Genomic DNA, 19,759 nt, shown 5'->3' on the forward strand with positions numbered 1-19,759 from the left:
AAGGACATTTGCAGCCAACGAACGCTTTACGGCGCCTGGAGGAAGGTGCGCAGTAGCGCCATCTTCTCCTCCTCTGATGAAATCAAACGGGAGGCTGAAGATTTCGAAAGTCGGCTCCCTGACTCCTTGATCGATATTCAGCGCGCCCTATCGAAACAAGCATTCATATTCCTCCAGCAAACTGGCGTCGCACAGAAGAAGCCAGGCGGGAAATCCCGCCCCTTGGTTCTAGCTCCTATCCCGAATCGTATTGTCCAGCGAGCCATTCTCGACGTTTTGCAGCGACGCGTCCGCTTTGTTAAGCGAGTTCTTGGTACTTCCACAAGCTATGGTGGCATTCCCGAAAAACGTGTAGCCATGGCCATCTCTGACGCGAGAGAAGCAATGCGTGCGGGTGCACGATTCCACATTCGGTCAGACATCCCCGCCTTCTTCACCAAAATCAACAAAGACCGGGTTCTAGAGCTTCTGCGGCCGCATCTGAACTGTGAGGCTACCCTCAAGCTTTTTGAGGAAGCCATCAAAACGGACTTAGCCAATATCGACGACCTCAGAAGGAAGGGGCTGGCCGAGATTTTTCCAATCGGAATCGAGGGAGTGGCTCAAGGATCTCCATTGTCCCCCCTGATAGCCAACATCTACCTGGCCGACTTCGATCTAGAAATGAACTCAGACGGCATTACATGCCTACGCTACATCGATGACTTTTTGCTGCTTGGGGCAACTCTTAGTGATGTAGACAAAGCATTCAACAGATCGTTGAAGGTGCTGAGCAAGATTGGGCTGGAGGCTTACGACCCACGGACAGACAAAGCAAAGGCCTCCCGTGGAGCCACCCAGAAGGGGTTCGATTTCTTGGGCTGCAATGTCTCTCCGGGTTTGGTACAGCCTAGCGAAGCGACACGCAAACGATTCAGGGCAAAGTTGGACGCCGAGTTCGTCGCTGCTTCACATGCCCTACGCTATAACGCCCAGTACCACGACGGCGACGGGAAGTACGCATACTCATCCGCTCTTTTCCGGATCGACAAAATCATCCTAGGGTGGGGAAAAGCTTTCACGTTTTGCAATGGCACTCACAGCATGAGCGCGCTGGATGATTTTATTTCAAAAAAACTTGCTCAGCTTGAAGCAGAGAAGACTGCTGTTCTGGCCAAGTCCGACAGCGCAGCGCAAAGAAGAATCTTGGGCGTACGCCTCCTGACTGACATCCAAGGCTAAATTGCTCCTGATGCCCGAGAGCTGCCCCCATGGGCAGCCGCGCCTATACAGCCAGCTTCTCCTAAGCCGCAATTAACCGACGTCAATGAGGTCAGCAATGTCCTCGCGAGGTATAGCAAGCCCATTACCTGTAAAGGTATGTTTAAGGTGGCACTCACCATCATCTGATAATAGATAGGCCCAGAGCGTGGCGGAGTAGTCGTCAATGTTCGAGACTCCTCCTTTGAACTTGACTACAACGGGCCTCAGCCTCTCCTCGATGATTTCCGACAAGTCGACCACCCCTCCACCACCACAAAAGCTGGAAGACCACAGATCCTGAATAGCCTCTGGAACCCGATAGCGAATTCCATTTGAGCTAGAGCTGGCAGCGGTGAAAGTATTCCAAGCGTAGGGGCCACACATCTCGGGTGCGGAGCCCTCAAACTCGCTGCGACGCTTAACGATTCCCCTAGCCACCTGCTTCGCAAGTGATTGCTTCTCAGGGGGAATCCACTCGGTGATTTTCTCTAAGAAGCGCTCTACACCTTGCGACGAACCTAGGAGGCCCTCATCAAACCATGAAGTGCAGCCATCGTAGCTTGTCGAGTGGTAGTAATAAGCTTGGGTGATATCAGTGCGAGGAGAGGCTTTAAGCAGGTGGCATACAAAAAAATGGAACCCCCTCGTATCAATCTCAGAATAAACCTCAGCGATTTGTTGCACTTCAGGATTTCGAAGAACTCTATCGACTTCCTCAGTGGGAACTGCATAGATTTCAGCAAGAGATCTAATGGCATCCTCTCTGTTATCACAGCTCGGGATAAACAATGAATCGCCCCCTCTTTTGTAGTCGATTCGAATGACTGCTTCTGGCTGATTTCAGTCTGGCGCGATGGGCCCGAGTCGGCCAACAGTGAACCATCAAAGTAGTCAACTGATCGGCCAAGTCAGATTCTCGCTATGAAAATCTTACGCACTCGCTCAGACCTTCTAGTGCCTCTGATTTAGTGTCCACGCCAAACGCCTCAAGGAAAGTCTTGGCAAAAATATCTTTAGGCCCTTCTTTACCTTCTTCCTTGTTTAAAAGCCTAGAGATAGAACCAACAAAAAGATCGGCGACCTGCATAAGTGGCGAAATACTTGAATCCTCTACCTCAACCACATCCACATACAAATTGTCGTTAAATATGCTCTTTGAGGCATTTTGAAGCTGCAACTCTATCTCCATGATTGATAGTTTATCCTTGGAGAGCTCCTCGGTATCTTTTCTAAATTGAAGGTTTCTTGGAAGAACTGCTCTGCCTGACTTATTTTCCTCAGCAACACCTTGGATTACCATGTGATAGAAAAGCTTATTTAAAGTATCGTCTACACTGTAGAGCCCGCTTCTGAGCACACCAAGACCTTTGAAAGAGATCGCGGAAGAATTTTGAATTATGGCCCCTAAGAGGGATAGATATGTTTTTAGATTCCCCTTATTGATTTCCTTGAAGTGTATTTCCCCCTTAAAATCTAGCTCTTTCTTTCTATGGTTAATCGCGCTGGTTATTTTCATCGTGTCGTAGCTGCGAAGTACCCAAAGACTACCTACTAGCAAGTATTTACCAGTCTTTCCACTTTCGTCTGCGTATATGCAATACACCGGGTAGGCAGGTCTGACCTCTAAGGAAACTCCGGAAAAGTCCCGACCGATCTGCTGAAATGACGCCCCCGCAGAACCTGAGCCCTGCCGCATGACCCAGATGAGCTTTTCCGATGCCGAGTACGCCGGCAAACGCAAACAGACCCGGCGCGAGCGCTTTCTGGCGGAGATGGAGCAAGTGGTGCCCTGGGCCGGGCTGTTGGCGCTGATCGAGCCGTACTACCCCAAGGCGGGCAATGGCCGTCCGCCGTATCCGCTGGAAACCATGCTGCGCATCCACCTGCTGCAGAACTGGTTCGCTCTCAGCGATCCGGCGATGGAGGAAGCGCTGTACGAGATCACCTCGCTGCGTCAGTTCGCCCAGCTGTCGCTGACCCAGGGCAGCATCCCGGAAGACACGACAATCATGAATTTCCGCCACCTGCTGGAGCAGCACGGATTGGCCGCGGGCATCCTGGCGGTGATCAACGACCACCTGGGCGAGCGCGGGTTGTCACTGCGCCAGGGCACCATCGTTGATGCCACGATCATTCATGCGCCGAGTTCGACCAAGAACCGGGAAGGCAAGCGTGATCCGGAGATGCACCAGACGAAGAAGGGCAACCAGTACTTCTTCGGCATGAAGGCACATATCGGCGCCGATGCCGAGTCCGGCCTGGTGCACAGCGTCGTGGGGACGGCGGCCAACGTGGCCGATGTCACCCAGGTCGACAAACTGCTGCACGGCGAGGAGAACGTGGTGTGTGCCGATGCGGGCTACACCGGGGTGGAGAAACGTCCCGAGCATGCCGGGCGTGAGGTCATCTGGCAGATCGCCGCCCGGCGCAGCACCTACAAACAACTGAGCAAACGCAGTGCCCTGTACAAGGCGAGGCGCAAGATCGAGAAGGCAAAAGCGCAGGTGCGGGCCAAGGTCGAGCATCCATTCCGGGTGATCAAACGGCAGTTCGGCTACACCAAAGTGCGCTTCCGGGGCCTGGCCAAGAACACTGCGCAACTGGTCACCTTGTTCGCCCTGTCGAATCTATGGATGGCCCGCCGAGAGTTGCTGGCTGAAACGGGAGAGGTGCGCCTGTAAAACGCAGAAACCCGGTCAAAAGCCGGGTTTCTGGTGAAGTCTGTCGCCGAAGACCGGGCTAAAAATCGATTCGGTCGCCAATCGGCTGCCCGTCGCTGACTTGTTCGGAGTTTCCCTAAAGCGCGCTGTTTTTCTTCCTCCTCCAGTTTTCCTCGATATTTTCGAACTTCTGGCGAGGCAATAAATAGACCCAGTACGTTTTGCACCATCGCCCTTGCTCTGGCTATGGAATGTAGGCGCTGTAGTTTAGGGTAGTGCTCAAATGAGATATCTCCCCCGCTATATAAGTCAGCCTGGAAGGTTTTCCAATAGAGAATTTGACACTTTACGTCAGAGTCTCGCGCCTGAGGATAGTGATTTAAGATCCAAGCAACTCTATCTATGACTCGAGTAGGGCTATTACTCGCAATGGCGGATAGCACCCTAAGTTTTTCTGCTTCCTTGTCCTTGCCTTTCTTCTCCAGCGCTTGAAGCTGTGCCTCTTCATCCGGGTCTTCGGTAGCAATGATCGCTATCTCGTTCATATGAATCCCTTCCTCTACCAGGCATTGGCCAATCGCCATCATTGTCCTGCATTCGGGACGCGTCAATAGTCAGCCTCCGGCCACCCACCTTTATTCAGAACAAGCGGGGACGAGCTACAACGTTGATGCTGAGTGACCGCAAATGGCCGATTCTGTTGAAAAAGGCGGTCTTTGCTAGAGACGCCTTTCGAGTGTTCAAAAAATGCACGGTTTTAGTGTTGCTCCGCGAAATCTGAAGCAGATCGGGAGCGGAACTGCTTCAGATTTCAACGTCAGCGGCCTACTTTCGAAGGCAGAAATCGCAGAGGGACTTTTTCAACAGAATCGGCCGACTTCTGCCTATTGCAAACAGCACTTCGTGATCATCGGCGAGCCTGCAGTCATGGTTGAGGGCAGACTTACCTTCTGCGCCCGTAGCTATCCGGCTGGCAGCGTCGTGATCTGATTTACGCTGATGATTTGTCCGCTCCAGATCATCTCAAAATGCGCTGTCTGGATGATTGAGGTAACCGGCCGTGGGGTCATCAGTGCCCAGCAGACCCTCCCCGGGAGGCGCACCGAGTTGTAGCGAAGGCCTGGGCCCCCGGTTCGTTTGGCCTCGGTGCCCAAGATATGGGAGTACGCGTAATCGTCAGGTGCATAGATCGGGTCTGAAAGCGGCACGGTCGTGGCGTCCCTCACCCCGGCATCGCTGAAGCTGGCGGTGAGCCCCCTGAAGACAAAGCGCTCGTAGTTCAGATCCGGCACATTCGACCAGTAGCGCTCCTGATGATGACGCACCTCGGCAATCGCCGTTTCCATTCTGTCGGCCAGGTAAAGCACGCCGAAGCTTCCGTCGCTGAAGCGCGAGCCGGCAGGGTTCACATGGGTGAAGGGTGCTGTCGCATACGAGCACCCAGGAATGCCGAAAGGAATCTGGTCGCGAGGGATCAGTTCCAGGCGACCAATCTCGTTTTGCAGCCGTGGATTGGTCAGCGCCTGGATTTGATAGAGGGCTTCGAAGTCCCCTGCGTCGGCGACATCATCGAACAGGGCTATGGGCGGAAACTTGGAGTTGACCAAACGGCAGGCCTGCAGGCTCTCACCTTCCAGCGCAGGAAGGTCGCTGAGCCTTACCATTGCGCGCCTCGCAGGGCATCAATCCGCCGGAACGTCTCGTACAGCGAGATCATGTCACCCTGCGCCATGATCTCGAGCGGCGTACGCCCATTGAAGAACTCGTTGCGGTTCTCCATCGAGGGGAAGCCATAGACGTTCTCTGGGTTGTCGAACACTAACCGCAGGACCGCGTGAATATTCAGCACAAGGCTGATGCGCTGCATCTGGTCGGCGTCGAGGCTCACTGCCCAGGCCGAATCCTTCTGGCTGGCACGGGTATAGGTGCTGCGGGAGATCCGCAGCACGCGGCAAGCCTGCTCACAGGAGGCCTTCCACTTGTCCAGGATATTCAATGCTGCACGCAGTCCGGCGGTGCATTGGCTCTTCGAAAAGTCTTGGGCTTGGATTGCTGCTGCCGTCATGGGGAGCCCCTTGATATCGTCTACAGAGACAAATTTAGCATATTTGAATCTGTGGATCAGTGTGGCAGCCGCACCGACGCCTTGGCTAGCGTCCATCTTCGGTGCCCGAGTGGAAGAACTTGACCGGGTACGGAGTGTAAGGCGTGCCTTTGCCCATAAAGCGTATTCGCGCCGCCTCGGCCACGGCATTGCATTGAGCGTTACCCAGCTTGTCCCAGTCCGCCCTGCACTGACGTTGTAGCTCCTCCAGCCTTTCAGGCTTTTCAGCAAGCACTTCAGCCGATTCAAACGGCATTGGCTTTTCACATGCACCCAACACCAATGTGGCCAGCAACAACGACATCTTCTTCATCAAGCGATCTCCTTCTGTGAGCTGTGATCAGGCAGCAACGCCTGGTTTGCTTCCGGACTCACCCTCCCGATAAACCGCGCCAACTGCTCGGCCGGTTCACCGTGTCGCCGTATCAGGTAGGTGGTCAGCATCGCGGGACAGCCGGCCAGCGGCCGGGCCACGACGTCCGGATTGTTGAGTTCGGTGATGCGCGCCAGGCTGGAGAATCCCAGCCCGTAACCTGCCGCCACCAGCGCCATCATCAGGTCCAGGGTGGGGACACGGTCGGCGATGGTCAGGCGCGTATCCACGGCGCCCAGCACACGCTGCAATTGCTGCCAGAACCCTTCACAGACCTTCGGATCGCAGAGCACCAGCGGGTAGCGCACGACCTCCTCGAGTGGCACGCGCCGATAGCTCAGCAGGGGATGGCGGGTCGGCACTGCCACCACCAGCGGATCGAACCAGACCGGCTCGGCCATCAGCCCATCACCGACCTCATCCGACTGTGCCAGGCCGATGTCGAACAGGTCGTCATTCAGACCTCGGACCTGTTCGCTGAAGGTGACGTCCGACAGGCAGATCTCGACCTCCGGCTCTTCCTCGCGACATTGGGCGAGCAGGGCGGCCAGGCGTGCCTGCGGGATGCCGTCCGACAGGGCCACGCGGATGCGTCCGCGATACCCAGCCGCCGCGCTCTTGACGCTGGCCTTGGCCTGGTCGACGACCGCCAGCACGCGGCGGGCTTCCTCCAGCAACACCTTGCCCGCCCAGGTCAGGCGCGTGCGGCGCGTCGTGCGCTCGAACAGCTGGACGCCGAGGCGATACTCCAGTTCCTTGATGATCCGGGAGAGGGGCGACTGTTCGATGTGCAGGCGCGCGGCCGCGCGCGCAAAGTGCAGCTCTTCTGCAACGGCGATGAAACAGCGAAGGTGGCGCAGTTCCACGGCCTTTCCTCCGTCAGTTGTAGGGTTCGGCTTGCACGTCACCATTCCAGGTCGGTTGGCGACGCAGATTGACAATCTGCAGCAGCGCGCCCAGCGCGGCGACACCACCCGCACTGGCGGCCAGGGTCCAAGTGGGCATCTGTAACAGCAGCACGAAGCCGCCGGCCGCGGCGCCGATGGCACTGCCCAGGTAGAGTGCCGACTCGTTCAGGGCGATGGCCAGGTTGCCGTCGCCCTGGGCCTGGCGTGCCAGGATCAGCTCGTTGTTCTGCGGCACCTGCAGCGCCCAGCCGACCGCGCCCCACAGGGCTATGGGCAGCATCACCAGCCAGGTGCTGAGGGCAGCCGCCAGCGGCAGCACGAACAGCGACACGGCGAGGATCAGCATGATGGCGAAGGTCAGCACCGGACCCTTGATGCGATCCACCAGCGGGCCGATCAGGAAGCTGCCCAGCACGCCGCCGATGCCCCAGACCCACAGGTAGGGCGTGACCGAGCGCACCGCGCCGTAGGCCGGGTCAGCCAGCAGTGGGGCGATGAAGGTGTACATGCCCAGGCTGGCGATGGCGGCCAGCAGCGACACCAGCAGGATGACCAACACATGGCCATCGCCGAGGATCGCCAGCTTCTGGCCCAGCGTTGTGGCAGTTGCCGCCGGCAATGAAGGGAGCTTCAGCAGCAGGCCGAAGAAGGCCACCAGGCCAAGCAGGGTGACCAGCCACAGTGCGGCCTGCCAGCCCAGCTGTTCGGCGATCAGCAGGCTGAGCGGAACGCCGAGCACCACGCCGCTGGCCATGCCGCCCATGATGATGGCGATGGCCTTGCCGCGGCGCTCCGGGGTGGACACGGCGGCCGAGGCGCCGATGCCCATGGCCAGGTAGACGCCGGCGCCGATACCGGCGATGGCGCGCCAGACCATCAGCGCAGTAAAGCTCTCGGCCAGCGCGCTGGCGGCGTTAGCGATGACGAACAGGCCCAGGGCTAGCAACAGGCCGGCACGCTGACGATGTGCCGGTGTCAGGGCAACGAAGATCGGCGAACCCAGGCCGTAGGCCAGGGTGAAGGCGGTAACCAACTGCGCGGCTACCGCGACGGAGACCGCGAACGAGGCCTCGATCATCGGGATCAACCCGGCGGTGACATAGGAGGCCATACCGAGGGCAAAGGCCCCCAGCGCTATGAGGTAGATGGGTGATTGGTTGGGTGTGTGCATGCTCGGACTCGCTTGCGTTGCAGGAACGCGTGGGTGGTACAGCTGATGGACGTGGCCCCGCAACGGGGCCACATCCGGTTGGGGGGCTAGAGCTCGAGACTGACGTCGTACTCGCTCAGCCAGGTGTTGAGGCCGACCGCCAGCTCCATGCCCATACGTTCGTACATGGGCGAGACGCTGCCGAGCGGCTTGGCCAGGGTCTGCTGGATACGGCCGCTGTCGAGCAGGGGCGTCACCGGCGCGTTGTGGTCCGCCTGGATGGCGGCCAGGGCATCACGCAGCGCCTGCTCGTAGGCCGGGTCCTGGGTCGAGGGGTAGGGGCTCTTGACCCGCTCGCTGATCGATTCGGGCAGCAGGTCGCGGGTCGCCGCGCGCAGGATGCTTTTCTCCCGCCCGTCGAAGGCCTTCATCGCCCAAGGGATGTTGAAGGCGTACTCGACCAGGCGGTGGTCGCAGAAGGGCACACGCACCTCGAGGCCGACCGCCATGCTCATGCGATCCTTGCGGTCGAGCAGGGTCTGCACGAAGCGGGTCAGGTTGACGTAGCTCATTTGCCGCATGCGCTGGTCGACCACACTTTCGCCGGGCAGTACCGGCGCCTCGGCGATGGCCTGGGCGTAGCTGTCGCGAAGGAAGCTGTGCATGTCCAGTTGGGCCAGCAGGCCCGGGTCGAACAGGGTCTTGCCGTCGAAGTACTTACCGGTCACCGATGCCAGCCAGGGGAAGGTGTCGGCCTGGATCGCCTCCGGATCGTGGAACCAGCGGTAGCCACCGAACACCTCGTCCGCGCTCTCGCCGGACAGTGCCACCGTCGAGTGCTTGCGCACCTCCTGGAACAGCCGATAGAGCGATGGCCACATGTCGCCCCAGAACGCCGGCGGTAGGTCGAGGGCGCGGACGATCTGCGCACGCAACGCCGAATCGGCCAGCTCGCGGCTGTCGAGGACGATCTCCTGGTGACTGGAGCGGATCGTCTCCACCAGGTCGCGCACGAAGGGTGCGTCCGGCGTGCCGCGCACGGCATCGCCGGTGAAGCCGCTGCCGTGGTCGACGAAGTCGACGGAGAAGGAGCGGATGTTCTCCTTGCCGGCGGCGAGCAGCTTCTTCGAGGCCAGCGCGGTGATGATCGAGGAGTCCAGGCCGCCGGAGAGCAGGCTGCACAGCGGCACGTCGGCGACGATCTGGCGGTCGACGATGTCCTCCAGCAGGTCGCGGGTATGGCGGATGGTCTCGTCCAGCGTGTGTTCGTGCTCGCGTGCTTCTAGCTTCCAGTAGTGGCGGCGGCCCAGACCCTGACGGTTGATGCGCACGATCTCGCCCGGCATCACCTCGCGCATGCCATCGAACACGGCATGGCCTGGCGTCTTCACCATCTCCAGGATCTCGCGCAGGCCGTCTGCACGCACCTTGCGCGGCACCAGCGGGTTGGCCAGCAGCGCCTTGGGTTCTGAGCCGAACACCACGCCGTCGGAGGTGGGGAAGTAGTACAGAGGCTTGACGCCCATGCGGTCACGGATCAGCAGCAGCTCCTGCGAACGCAGGTCCCAGATGGCGAAGGCATACATGCCGTTGAGCCGCTCGACGAAGGCCTCGCCCCATTCGACATAGGCGCGCAGCACCACCTCGGTGTCGCTGCGGGTCTCGAAACGGTGGCCAAGTCGTTGCAGTTCGGTGCGCAGCTCGCGGAAGTTGTAGACCTCGCCGCTGTAAGTGATCGCGGCGACCTCGCGCGGGCCACCGTGCATGGTGGTCATCGGTTGGCGACCACCTTCCAGATCAATGATCGACAGGCGCCGATGACCCAGGCCTACCGGCCCGTCGATCCACAGTCCGCCGGCATCCGGCCCGCGCAGGGCCATGGTGTCGGTCATGCGCTGCAGGGTGTCGCGTTGCGTTTCCAGATTCTGGCTGTAGGACAGCCATCCAGCGATTCCACACATAGTCGTTCTCCTTGTGATTGAGTTACCCGAGGCTTTCCAGGTCGTTGTCCTCGGCCAGCAGCACGCGCGTCTCGCCATGGACGTAGCGCGCCGGTGCTGGGGTTTGGGCGTGGCTGTCGAGCTCGTTGAGCAGGCGCTGCAGCGCCACGGCGGTGTCGAGACCGGCGAAGGGCTGGCGGGGCGGTTCCTTGAGCGCCACGGCGCGCACCACCTGCCGGCACAGCCGCGAGAGCTTGTGCAGGGTATCCAGGCCTGGCTCGTCGGGGGCGGTGGCGAACTCGTGCAACAGCTCCTCGGCGCCGTTGGCGCCGCGCGTCCAGATGCGCAGCTGGTCGTGATCCCAGCGCGGGGTGTCGAACACCAGGCGCGCATGGATCAGCCGGGCGTCGCGGTCGACGAAGCTGAAATCCACGGTGCGCTGACGCACGATGTTGACGAAGCTGGCGTAACCGGTGATCCGCGCTTCGCCCAGGCTGGCGGTGAGTTGCACGGTGTCGAGCACCTCTGCGCCGGAGATGGAGAAGTCCGAGCGCACACCGAGCACACCATCGAGCTGGAGCTGGCCGGCGCGCGGGCAGATCCAGCCGACCAGATCCAGCGCATGGATCACCTCGCTGGTCACGCCGCAGGTGGGGCGGTAGTCGTTGATACGATCCTTGCCCCAGTGAAAGCTGGCGCGTACCAGTTGCCAGTCGTGACGCTCGACCCAGTCACGCAATTGCTGGGTTACTTCCGAGTAGCGCTCAACCAGGTCGAGGGCAAAGCCGCCGACCTGCTCCAGTGAGCTGAGCAGCTCCTTCAAGTCGTCACCGGGCGTGGCCAGTGGCTTCTCGCAGAGCACGAAGCCCCAGTAGCCCGCCAGCTGCTTGAGCACAGGCGCATGGCTGTGGTCGTTGACGCTGACCACCACGATGTCCGGCTCAAATACCTGCAACGCCCGGTCGACGTTGTCGAAGTAGGGCAGCTCGGTCGTCTTCTGCCGGCGGCCGACATAGGCCAACGACAGCGGCATACCGGTGCTGGTGGCGATGTGTTCGAAGGTGCGGCGGTAACGATTGCCGGCGTAGCCCAGGCCGACGATCAGGATCTTCATGCCGAGGCCTCCTGGCGAATCAGCAGGCGCTCGTCGCTGACCGTGAAGCCCAGGGCCTGGTACAAGGTGCCAGCGGATTCGGTGCTTTGCAGGACCACGTGGTCGACGCCGCGGTTGGCGAACCAGCGCAGCAGGTGCTGCATCAGCTGGCGGGCGATGCCGCGGTTACGCCATTGCGGCTCCACCACCACCGACTGCACCCAGCCGGACAGGCCGTTAAGACAGCCCGGTGCCGGCGCACGCTGGTCGATGATGGCGGTCGCGCAACCCAGCACCTGGCCGGATTCCTTGTGCTCGGCGGTGAGGATCTGCACGCAGTCGCTCTCGTCCAGGCGGCTGCCCAGCCAACTGCGATAGGCCGTCCGCCAGCGCGCCGCTTCCTCCGGCGTCTTGCTCGAATAGCGGGCGGTGGTGCCATCCAGTAGGTAGGCGCGCAGCTCAATCAGGCTGTCCAGGTCAGCCAGTGTCGCCGGGCGCACGGTGAAGAAGGCGTGCTCCATCTCAAGCCACCTCCGCGCTGAATGCCTGGGAGGCCAGCGGAATCGAGAAGTGCTCGAAGGTCTCGCGCAGCGACGACGCCAGGTGTTCGATCTGCGCATCGCTGTGGTTCGGCGTGGCGTTGACCCGGAAACGTTCGGTGCCCACCGGCACCGACGGGTAGTTGATCGGCTGCAGGTACACCCGGTGGGTATGCAGCAAGCGCTCGGCAGCGGCCTTGCAGCGATTCACCTCACCCACCAGCACCGGCAGCACGTGCGTCTGCGAACAGGGCATGACCGGAACGTCGTAATGCCTGAGACGTTCGCGCAACTTGGCCGTCTGCGCATGCAGGCGATCGCGTTCGCCGCTGCTGGCTTTCAGGTGCTCGACGCTGGCCAGGCAGCCGGCGGTGACGGCCGGGGGCAACGAGGTGGTGAAGATGAAGCCGGTGGCAAAGGAACGCACCGCGTCGACGATCACCTGGGTCGAGGCGATGTAGCCGCCGATCACGCCGATGGCCTTGGCCATGGTGCCCTGGATGATGTCCACCTGATCGGCCAGGCCAAGCTCGGCGGCAATGCCCGCGCCGCGTGGGCCGTACATGCCCACGGCATGGACCTCGTCGAGGTAGGTGAGGGCGTTGTAGCGCTTGGCGACCTTGACGATCTCGGCGATGGGCGCAATGTCGCCATCCATGGAGTAGACCGACTCGAACACCACGATCTTGGGGTGGTCCAGCGGATAGCCAGCGAGGATCCGCTCCAGGTGCTCGACGTCGTTGTGGCGGAAGATCTGCCGCGGGTTTGGCGTCGAGCGGATGCCGTTGACGATCGACGCGTGGTTGAGTTCGTCGCTGATCACCACGCAGTCGGGGAGGCGCCTCAGCAGGCACTGGATGGTCGCGTCGTTGGAACCGAAGCCGGTGGGGAACACCAACGCCGCTTCCTTGCCGTGCCAGTCGGCCAGGCTGGCCTCCAGGCGGGCATACACTTCGTGCGAGCCGCCGATATTGCGCGAACCGCCCGAGCCGGCGCCGTAGGTTTCCAGCGCTTCGTGCATCCGTTGCCGAACGACCGGGTGCTGCGACATGCCGAGGTAATCGTTGCTGCACCAGACGACCACCGGCTCCTGGTCGTGGCCTTCCAGTCTGGCCAGGGGGAATTGGCCGCAGATGCGGCTGAGGGTGGTGAAGGTGCGGTACTGGTTGGAGGACTTCAATGTCTCCAGTTGTTCTCGAAGAAGTGCTTGGTACATCCCTTTGTCTCCTTAGCAAATTGATGACACGTCGATGTGTGCTTCCTCATCAAGCAAGTGCCCTGGCACGCGCGTTTGCGGCAGGGCCGGGGTATTCTTCTCGCGATTTATGGGGGTTACAATTTGACTGTTTATGCTGTTACTGGAGGTAATCGGATGAGCGCACCTCGCACACTCGAACGCACTCGGGCAGAGCTGGCCGAGTTCCTGCGTAGTCGCCGCGAACGCATTTCGCCGGAAGAGGTGGGATTGCCCGCTGGCAGCCGAAGGCGCACACCGGGCCTGCGTCGCGAGGAGGTCGCCGCTTTGGCGGGGGTGGGGTTGTCCTGGTACACCTGGCTGGAACAGGGGCGGGACATCAGCGTGTCCGCGACCTTCCTCGATAACCTCTCGCGGACGCTCAAGCTGGATGCCACCGAGCGTCGTCACCTGTTCCTGCTGGCCCATCAGCGCCTGCCGCCGGAGCCCGGACGCACCTGGTGCGTGGTCCCGCCGCTGATCCATCGCCTGATGGCGGACATCCCGATGCGCCCGGCCTATGTGCTCAACCTGCGTTGGGATGTGCTGGCCTGGAATGCCGCCGCGGACCGGGTCTTCGGTTTCTCCGCACTGCCGGCAGATCGCCGCAACCTATTGTGGATGCTGTTCACCAGCCCGGCCATGCGCGTGTTGTTCAACCCCTGGGAGGAGCAGGCGTTGCAGATCCTCTCCAGCTTTCGGCGTGACTTCGTACGGGCCACCCAGGATCCGGAGATTGCCGCCTTGGTGAAGGACCTGGAGAAGGCCTCGCCCGACTTCAAGGCCGGGTGGCGACAGCAGGACATCCATGGCCCCTGCCAGGGCATTCGTCACCTGCATATCGAGCCGATCGGCCCGATGGTGTTCGAGCACACCACGCTGACCATCGACGAGGATCGCCACCTGCGCCTGGTCTACTACGCAGCCAAGGAGGGCCAGCCGGAGAGCCGCTCCTTCGAGCAATGGCTGCAGCAGGAGCCGACGCTGGCTTAGCGTGGCGGTCGCTCAGTCAATCGCCGGACCACGCGGGCGCCCCAATTGCCAGGACACGCTGTTGCCCCGGACCACGGCAGAGAGGTGCTGCCCAAGCCGGGGCTCGATTACCGGCTTCCAGGGCACCAGGCTGAAGCCCACGCCATCATCGAGCATCGCGAAGCGCCCGCTGGCCAGTTGCACGGCACGCCGATAGATCCCGCTGACACGCTCACCGTCAGCGGTTGGGCGGTACCGCAGGCCCGTCTGTGCTGCGATCTCCTGGGCTGTAACCGATAGCTCGCGTTCACGCAGGGTGCCCAGCAGGTTGCGAGCGAGCACGACGCGCTGCCCCTGGCGTTCGGCCAGGCCTTGTTCCACCAGGACATCAGCACGTTGCCTGAGCGCTTCGCGGACCTGCCGGCCGAAACCAGCATCTGCCAGCCCCTGATTGCCCCCGATCAACTGCTGATCCAGCCAGGTTGCACCTATGGCACGGACCTGCCGCTCCACCGAGAGCGGTGTGCGCAACTCGATGACCAGATCGACACGGCGCTGGGCGTCATGCTGCCGGCCCCGTTCCGGCAGATCGGCGGGGACCCGCCAGACGCCTTCCTCCAACCGCTCCACGATGCCGGCGCGATGCAGGGCTTCCAGGCGGCGTACATGGCGTTCGACCTCAGCCTCGGGAGGCTCCTGCTGGCCGCTCCGTGACCTGGCCAGGATGAGGTGATTGTCGGTGCGATATACGCCGTCTACGGCCAGCGCAACAAGCGAGCCATCCACCGCACGAGGCTCGCTCATCGTGCGCGCCTCCACAACGGCGCCGATGGGGTAGTCGGCCAGCTCCGAGCCGGCCGGCAGCGCCAGGTAATGGGCCTTGCCGTCGAGTCCATCCACCACCAGGTAGCCGCGGTCGTGCAGTTCATCAGCCAGCCCTTTGGCTACCACCTGGCCGATCAGCGCCGGGCCGCCGCCCGGCTCGAAGACCGCAAACTCCCGCTGCGTGCGACCCATGGCCCGTTGCAGGGTGCGCAGGATATCGCCGCGCTCACCCAAGGCGCGCAACGTTGCCTCGGTGTCGTCGCGCATGACCCATTGCCCGGGCTGACCTTCGTGAGCCAGGCCCAGCCGCTGAAGGTGTTGCAGCCGACCGATCAGCAGCTGTCGACCTGGATGGTGGGCGAGAGTCTTCACATGCAGCACGCCTGCCTCGCGTTCGCGCAGGAGGGTGCGATCCAGGCTGGTCCAGCGTTCCTGTTGCACCTCGCGCTGCAGGCTGCGCTGGATCTCCAGTTCGGTGCGTGGGCCGAGCCACTCGGTGGCCAGTTCCGCAGCGCGATTACGCATGCCCTCGGCGATGTAGTCGCGGGCAATGACCAGGTCCTTGCCGGTGTCGTCCTTGCCCCGCAGGACGATGTGCGTGTGTGGGTTATCGGTGTTCCAGTGATCGACTGCCACCCAGTCGAGACGCGTGCCCAGGTCGGCCTCCATCCGGCTCATCAGGTGGCGGGTGTAACTCCGCAGGTCATCCAATTGTTCGGCGTCCTCGGGCGAGACAATGAAGCGGAACTGGTGTCGATCTTCCCGGCCGCGTGCCTCGAAGGCCTCCACGTCGGCCTGGTCGCTCAGCGGGCCGTAGGCCTTGCCCGGCTCCCCCTCACGACTCACACCGTCGCGCTCGATGTAGCGCAAGTGGCTGAGGGTCGAGCGCTTGCCGGCCTGACGCAGGTTCACCAGGCGCGTCTTGATGGTGACCCGACGGGCGTTGGCTGATTGCTGCTGCCTGCTGAAACGTGCGGCGACATGGCCGCGACCGAGCCGTGCGCCGGGCTGCTGGCCGGCTTTGCGCGGCTTGCCGATGCCCGCCTTGTTGGCCTGGCGCAGCACCTGGTTGACGAAGGCTTGGCCGCGTTGCTGCGGCTTGCCCGGCTGCGGACGAAAGCGCGATTCGTCGCCGGGATGGCTTCCCTTGCTCATGTTCGGGCTCCTCCAAGTTGATCGCAGTACGGCGTAACAGGCACGCTTTCTGGCCAGTGCTTCTGCAGGGAAAACACGTTTTCGGCACCTGGCGACACCGGCGCGGTGTCGCCGCCAACCCCCGTGCAGACTGCTTTCCGGGCCAGCGAAGTGCTGCCCCCTTTTATCTTGCCCTCCGCTTTTTCCCGGCCTTGGTGCTTCTGGAGTCAGTGATCAGGTAGGACAGACCGGGCCTCGGCGCAGGCCTGAACGGGCAGGCGAGGGCATGACCAACTGCACAGTGGCGGCGCTCGACTGCGCACCCCGAGCACACACCAACTGCGGTCGGGTCGACATGGGAACGACCTGTTCATTGACTCGACTCCAGCAACAACGGCTGCGCCCGACCGATCACCGTGCTGGCCGGGACGGGCCCGAAGTAGCGGCTGTCGAATGACTCCGGGTTGGTGCTGAGCAGGAACAGTTCATCGACCGCCAGGCGCCGACACCCGTGCCAGGCGGGTAGCGCGCGACCTTGTCGATCCTTGCGCAGTTGTCTGGCGACCAACGCGCCGTCGATGCGCACCTGATTGCCCAGCACGCACACCTGCTGCGCTGCCCTGGCCGCCACGGTTTTCAGTAGCGGTACGTTCGCCGGCAGGTAGCCTCGTCGTGCCGCCAGGCTCATGACCCCGGGCGGCAGGTGGAGCAGCACCAGGTTGCCAACTGAAATCGAGCGGGCAGGCTCAATGCGGTACCAACCGATGGGCACGCTGTCGGACGCGTTGTAGACGAGCAGTGGCGGCGACGTCGCGTGCGCTGCCCATCCCAGGAGGATCAGGCTGCCAGCTACCAGTGCCAGTGGTCGCCACGCACCGCGAGTACCCGCTGTCATGGCGTGACCTCCGGAAACTGCTGCTCCAGCACCTCGCGCAGCATCTCCGCCATGGTCACGCCTCGGTCGAAGGCCGCCCGCTTGATGCGCGTGCGCAGCGCCGGCGTCACGTCCAGCGTCAGCCGAGCGCTGTAGCGCTCGACCTTGCCGTGGTCGATGGCGGCGCCCTCGCGTATCCAGGCCTCGACCAGTGGTTCGGCCAGCGGGCGTGCACCGATACCGATGCGCTTGCTGCTCATGTCGACCACCTCAACAACTCATCCACCAGGCTGCTGACCTCGCGTGCGGCGGCGCTGTCCGGCGCCAGTTCGCGTGCCAGGCGACCGGCTGCCACGCTCTCGGCGAAGACGATGCGCTGGCGCACCTCGGCCTGCAGGGCGGGCAGTGGCTGGTCGGCGAGGGCGCTGCGGGCTTCCCGGCCAATCACCGTGGTACTGATGCGTCGGTTGATGGCGAATGCCGCGCGCAGGGTAGGGCGGAACACCTGCGCCTCGCGGATCAGGTTGACCATCTCCGCGCTGGCCCAGAGGTCATAGGGACTGGGCTGCACCGGGATCAATACACGATCGGCCGCCAGCAGCGCCGAGCGGGCGAGGGCGGCGATGCGGGGAGGGCCGTCGATGATCACATGGTCGGCGCGTCGGGCCAGCTCCGGGGCTTCCTGGTGCAGTGTCTCACGCGCAAGGCCAACCGCGCTGAACAGCCGTGGCAACCCCTGCTGGCTGCGTCGCTGAGTCCAGTCCAGGGCCGAGCCCTGCGGGTCGGCATCGAGCAGGATCACGTTCAGCCCGCGCAGGGCCAGTTCGCCGGCGATGTGGGTGGCCAGGGTGGTCTTACCGACCCCGCCCTTCTGGTTGAGCAGGGCGATGATCATGGCCGGATCTCCCCAGCCAAGTCGCCCTGATCAACGCCTGTCCACAGATGAGCGCTGGCCCAATAACAAGTTAGAGCTTTTAAGTTAGTAAAGTTAAGAGAGGCCGGAGGCCCCGCCAGCCGTGGCTTGCAGAGCAGTTTGTGCGCCTGATGGCACGATAGTCGTGCGCCTGATAGCACGAGCCCGGTTGCGCCTGATAGCACGAGTGAATTCACAGCTTTTCCGCAGGTTATCCCCGTGCCGTCTACGGCACGGGCCGAAAGGCCAGCAGCTCGATCGAAGGCGGCATCCGGACGATGTCCAGGTGGTACCCCGGTAGCGACTGGCGAGTGACCAGGGTGCGCAGGTCCTTGGCGAAGTCCGAATAGCGCGCTGTGCTTCCCGACTTGCGGTACAGGTGGCGAAAGTCGAACTGCCAGCCATCCTCCTGCTTGCCGCCATGCTTGCGCACCAGGCGGTACAGCCAGCGTTCGATGCCGCCGGTGAGGCGGAAGTAGGCCGGGTCGATGGTCAGCACCAGGGCCTGGTCGAGCACCCCGCGGTAGAACCAGTCCGGCAGGATCAGCTCGATCCCCAGTGGCCGACCATCGGGTGCGGCCAACTCCTTCCACTCGTTGATCCAGGAAAACCGATGCAGGCGCCGGCCGGTGGTTTCGCGGAGCGAGGTGGCGACGCTGGTCGATTGCAACCGATCCAGGGCCGCCTTGAGGCGCTGGTAGTCGCGCAGCGACGTCCCGCGGCCGATGAAGCGTAGGATCTGGTAGGGCGTCGCGCGCATCAGCCGCGAGGTCGGAATGCCCGCATCGCGTGCCTCGACGATCTGGCTGGCCGCCCAGATCAGGATGTCGGCATCCCAGATCGTGGCGATGCCGTGCTCCAGCGTGCCCTCCACACGCACCGTCACGCCGCCGGAGCGGAAATCGATCGGGACAGTGCGCCGTGACTTGGCCAGCGAGAAGAACGGATGCGCCATCAGGTCCTGGGCGTCGCGCGGTGCCATGTCGCCCGGCAGGGCGCGGAACAGATCCAGTTGCTCGCTCTGTGCGGATTGATCGAGCACGCCAGGTTTCATGGGCAAGGGCTTCACTGGTCATCACGCGCAGCTCCCGGGTGGCGGTCGAGGTACTCGGGATCGAAGGTGGTCTCGAAACTGCGCTCACTGGCCCAGGCTTCGAGATCGGTCAGGGCATACATCACCCGCCGCCCGAACTTGTGAAAGCGCGGCCCGCCGCCGATCACCCGCTGCTTCTCCAGCGTGCGTGGGGAAAGCCGCAGGAAGGCCGCTGCCTCGTTGTTGGTGAGGTAGCGAGGGGAGACCAGCGACGCTTGCGCCTCAGCAGGCCCTGCTGTGGGCCGCATCGCGTGCGTCGTTGGCCCGGCTTTACGGTGCAGCGGGGAGTCGAGGTCGATGCGACGCCGGTGATGAGTGAGATCGGGTGAGTGCGACATGCTGTGTCCTCCGTTGATGTGGGAGGTGCACCGTGCGGCAGTGGTCGCGCTCGATCATGCCGGGTTGGGTCCGGGCGAATGTGAAGGCGAGAGACGCGCGAATTGATACCCGAACGGTCTTAGCGCTGACCAGACACGCCCATCCAGGCGGGCGACGCTCGGCGATAAACAGGCAGGTAAGGATTCGGGCGTGCAGCATTACGATTTTGCGGATCTACGGCTTTCCGCAAAACCTGAAAACCGTATTGGCGGATTTCCGTAAATCCGTAAAAGCGTAAATCCGCTTCCCCACAGATCCGTAAAACCGTGGGTACGGATCTACGGATTTGAGCAAAAACGTAAGACCACAACGGTCTGAATCTGCTGG

General features: G+C 62.1%; 20 protein-coding genes. 3 read left to right on the plus strand and 17 right to left on the minus strand.

The window, feature by feature from the left end; all coding sequences use genetic code 11:
• Nucleotides 1-45 precede the first annotated feature (45 nt).
• Entirely contained in the window at nt 46-1,221 is a 1,176-nt protein-coding gene (locus tag KF707C_RS10935) for a reverse transcriptase domain-containing protein (RefSeq protein WP_231992310.1), read from the plus strand.
• A gap of 72 nt (nt 1,222-1,293) precedes the next feature.
• Here the strand turns inward: KF707C_RS10935 and KF707C_RS10940 are convergent, their stop codons facing one another.
• Both KF707C_RS10940 and KF707C_RS10945 read right to left on the minus strand, forming a co-directional pair.
• Entirely contained in the window at nt 1,294-2,031 is a 738-nt protein-coding gene (locus KF707C_RS10940; RefSeq protein ID WP_036993375.1) for a hypothetical protein, read from the minus strand.
• A 130-nt stretch (nt 2,032-2,161) separates the two neighbouring features.
• Nucleotides 2,162-2,938 (minus strand): DUF3800 domain-containing protein, encoded by a 777-nt coding sequence (locus tag KF707C_RS10945; RefSeq protein ID WP_081608103.1) that lies wholly within the window; start codon nt 2,936-2,938, stop codon nt 2,162-2,164.
• Here KF707C_RS10945 and KF707C_RS10950 point away from each other — a divergent pair.
• Nucleotides 2,937-3,923, plus strand: a complete 987-nt coding sequence (locus KF707C_RS10950; protein ID WP_003449698.1) for an IS5 family transposase — start codon at nt 2,937-2,939, stop codon at nt 3,921-3,923. The genes KF707C_RS10945 and KF707C_RS10950 overlap by 2 nt on opposite strands.
• A 941-nt stretch (nt 3,924-4,864) precedes the next feature.
• Here KF707C_RS10950 and KF707C_RS10960 read toward each other — a convergent pair.
• The 9 genes from KF707C_RS10960 to hemA form a co-directional block, all read right to left on the minus strand.
• Nucleotides 4,865-5,566: an RES family NAD+ phosphorylase gene (locus tag KF707C_RS10960; RefSeq protein WP_036991906.1), complete on the minus strand. Its 702-nt coding sequence runs from the start codon at nt 5,564-5,566 to the stop codon at nt 4,865-4,867.
• Nucleotides 5,560-5,967: an antitoxin Xre-like helix-turn-helix domain-containing protein gene (locus tag KF707C_RS10965; RefSeq protein ID WP_036991916.1), complete on the minus strand. Its 408-nt coding sequence runs from the start codon at nt 5,965-5,967 to the stop codon at nt 5,560-5,562. Before KF707C_RS10965 ends, KF707C_RS10960 begins: the two co-directional genes overlap by 7 nt.
• Before the next feature lie 85 nt (nt 5,968-6,052).
• A complete protein-coding gene (locus KF707C_RS10970) occupies nt 6,053-6,319 on the minus strand; it encodes a hypothetical protein (protein ID WP_036991904.1) in 267 nt (88 codons plus the stop codon).
• Nucleotides 6,319-7,245, minus strand: a complete 927-nt coding sequence (locus tag KF707C_RS10975) for a LysR family transcriptional regulator (RefSeq protein WP_003449688.1) — start codon at nt 7,243-7,245, stop codon at nt 6,319-6,321. Before KF707C_RS10975 ends, KF707C_RS10970 begins: the two co-directional genes overlap by 1 nt.
• A gap of 13 nt (nt 7,246-7,258) precedes the next feature.
• Nucleotides 7,259-8,458, minus strand: a complete 1,200-nt coding sequence (locus KF707C_RS10980) for an MFS transporter (RefSeq protein WP_081608049.1) — start codon at nt 8,456-8,458, stop codon at nt 7,259-7,261.
• Nucleotides 8,459-8,544: 86 nt separating this feature from the next.
• A complete protein-coding gene (asnB, locus tag KF707C_RS10985) occupies nt 8,545-10,398 on the minus strand; it encodes an asparagine synthase (glutamine-hydrolyzing) (protein ID WP_003449679.1) in 1,854 nt (617 codons plus the stop codon).
• A gap of 22 nt (nt 10,399-10,420) precedes the next feature.
• Nucleotides 10,421-11,491: a Gfo/Idh/MocA family oxidoreductase gene (locus KF707C_RS10990; RefSeq protein WP_003449677.1), complete on the minus strand. Its 1,071-nt coding sequence runs from the start codon at nt 11,489-11,491 to the stop codon at nt 10,421-10,423.
• A complete protein-coding gene (locus tag KF707C_RS10995) occupies nt 11,488-11,991 on the minus strand; it encodes a GNAT family N-acetyltransferase (protein WP_003449674.1) in 504 nt (167 codons plus the stop codon). The genes KF707C_RS10990 and KF707C_RS10995 overlap by 4 nt, the downstream gene beginning before the upstream one ends.
• A 1-nt stretch (nt 11,992) precedes the next feature.
• Nucleotides 11,993-13,225, minus strand: coding sequence for a 5-aminolevulinate synthase (hemA, locus tag KF707C_RS11000; protein ID WP_003449671.1), 1,233 nt, complete (start codon nt 13,223-13,225; stop codon nt 11,993-11,995).
• Nucleotides 13,226-13,381: 156 nt separating this feature from the next.
• Between hemA and KF707C_RS11005 the strand changes: the two genes are divergently transcribed.
• Nucleotides 13,382-14,236 carry a helix-turn-helix transcriptional regulator gene (locus tag KF707C_RS11005; protein ID WP_036991901.1) on the plus strand — a complete coding sequence of 285 codons (855 nt, stop codon included), beginning with the start codon at nt 13,382-13,384 and terminating at the stop codon, nt 14,234-14,236.
• A 12-nt stretch (nt 14,237-14,248) separates the two neighbouring features.
• On the opposite strand, the gene KF707C_RS11010 is transcribed toward KF707C_RS11005, so the two are convergent.
• The 6 genes from KF707C_RS11010 to KF707C_RS11035 all read right to left on the minus strand — a co-directional run bounded on the left by KF707C_RS11010 (nt 14,249) and on the right by KF707C_RS11035 (nt 19,392).
• Nucleotides 14,249-16,195: a relaxase/mobilization nuclease and DUF3363 domain-containing protein gene (locus KF707C_RS11010; protein ID WP_003449669.1), complete on the minus strand. Its 1,947-nt coding sequence runs from the start codon at nt 16,193-16,195 to the stop codon at nt 14,249-14,251.
• Between the two features lie 349 nt (nt 16,196-16,544).
• Nucleotides 16,545-17,069, minus strand: a complete 525-nt coding sequence (locus KF707C_RS11015; RefSeq protein ID WP_036991890.1) for a S26 family signal peptidase — start codon at nt 17,067-17,069, stop codon at nt 16,545-16,547.
• A complete protein-coding gene (locus KF707C_RS11020; RefSeq protein ID WP_003449665.1) occupies nt 17,066-17,308 on the minus strand; it encodes a hypothetical protein in 243 nt (80 codons plus the stop codon). Before KF707C_RS11020 ends, KF707C_RS11015 begins: the two co-directional genes overlap by 4 nt.
• Complete coding sequence (gene parA, locus KF707C_RS11025; protein ID WP_003449653.1) at nt 17,305-17,943, minus strand: ParA family partition ATPase; 639 nt, start codon at nt 17,941-17,943, stop codon at nt 17,305-17,307. The genes KF707C_RS11020 and parA overlap by 4 nt, the downstream gene beginning before the upstream one ends.
• Nucleotides 17,944-18,187: 244 nt before the next feature.
• On the minus strand, nt 18,188-19,015 hold the full coding sequence (locus tag KF707C_RS11030; RefSeq protein ID WP_003449650.1) for a replication initiator protein A: 828 nt from the start codon (nt 19,013-19,015) through the stop codon (nt 18,188-18,190).
• Nucleotides 19,016-19,026: 11 nt separating this feature from the next.
• Nucleotides 19,027-19,392 carry a helix-turn-helix transcriptional regulator gene (locus tag KF707C_RS11035; protein WP_192817693.1) on the minus strand — a complete coding sequence of 122 codons (366 nt, stop codon included), beginning with the start codon at nt 19,390-19,392 and terminating at the stop codon, nt 19,027-19,029.
• Between the last annotated feature and the right edge of the window lie 367 nt (nt 19,393-19,759).

It is taken from the genome of Pseudomonas furukawaii (assembly GCF_002355475.1).
In the GTDB taxonomy this organism is placed as follows: domain Bacteria; phylum Pseudomonadota; class Gammaproteobacteria; order Pseudomonadales; family Pseudomonadaceae; genus Metapseudomonas; species Metapseudomonas furukawaii.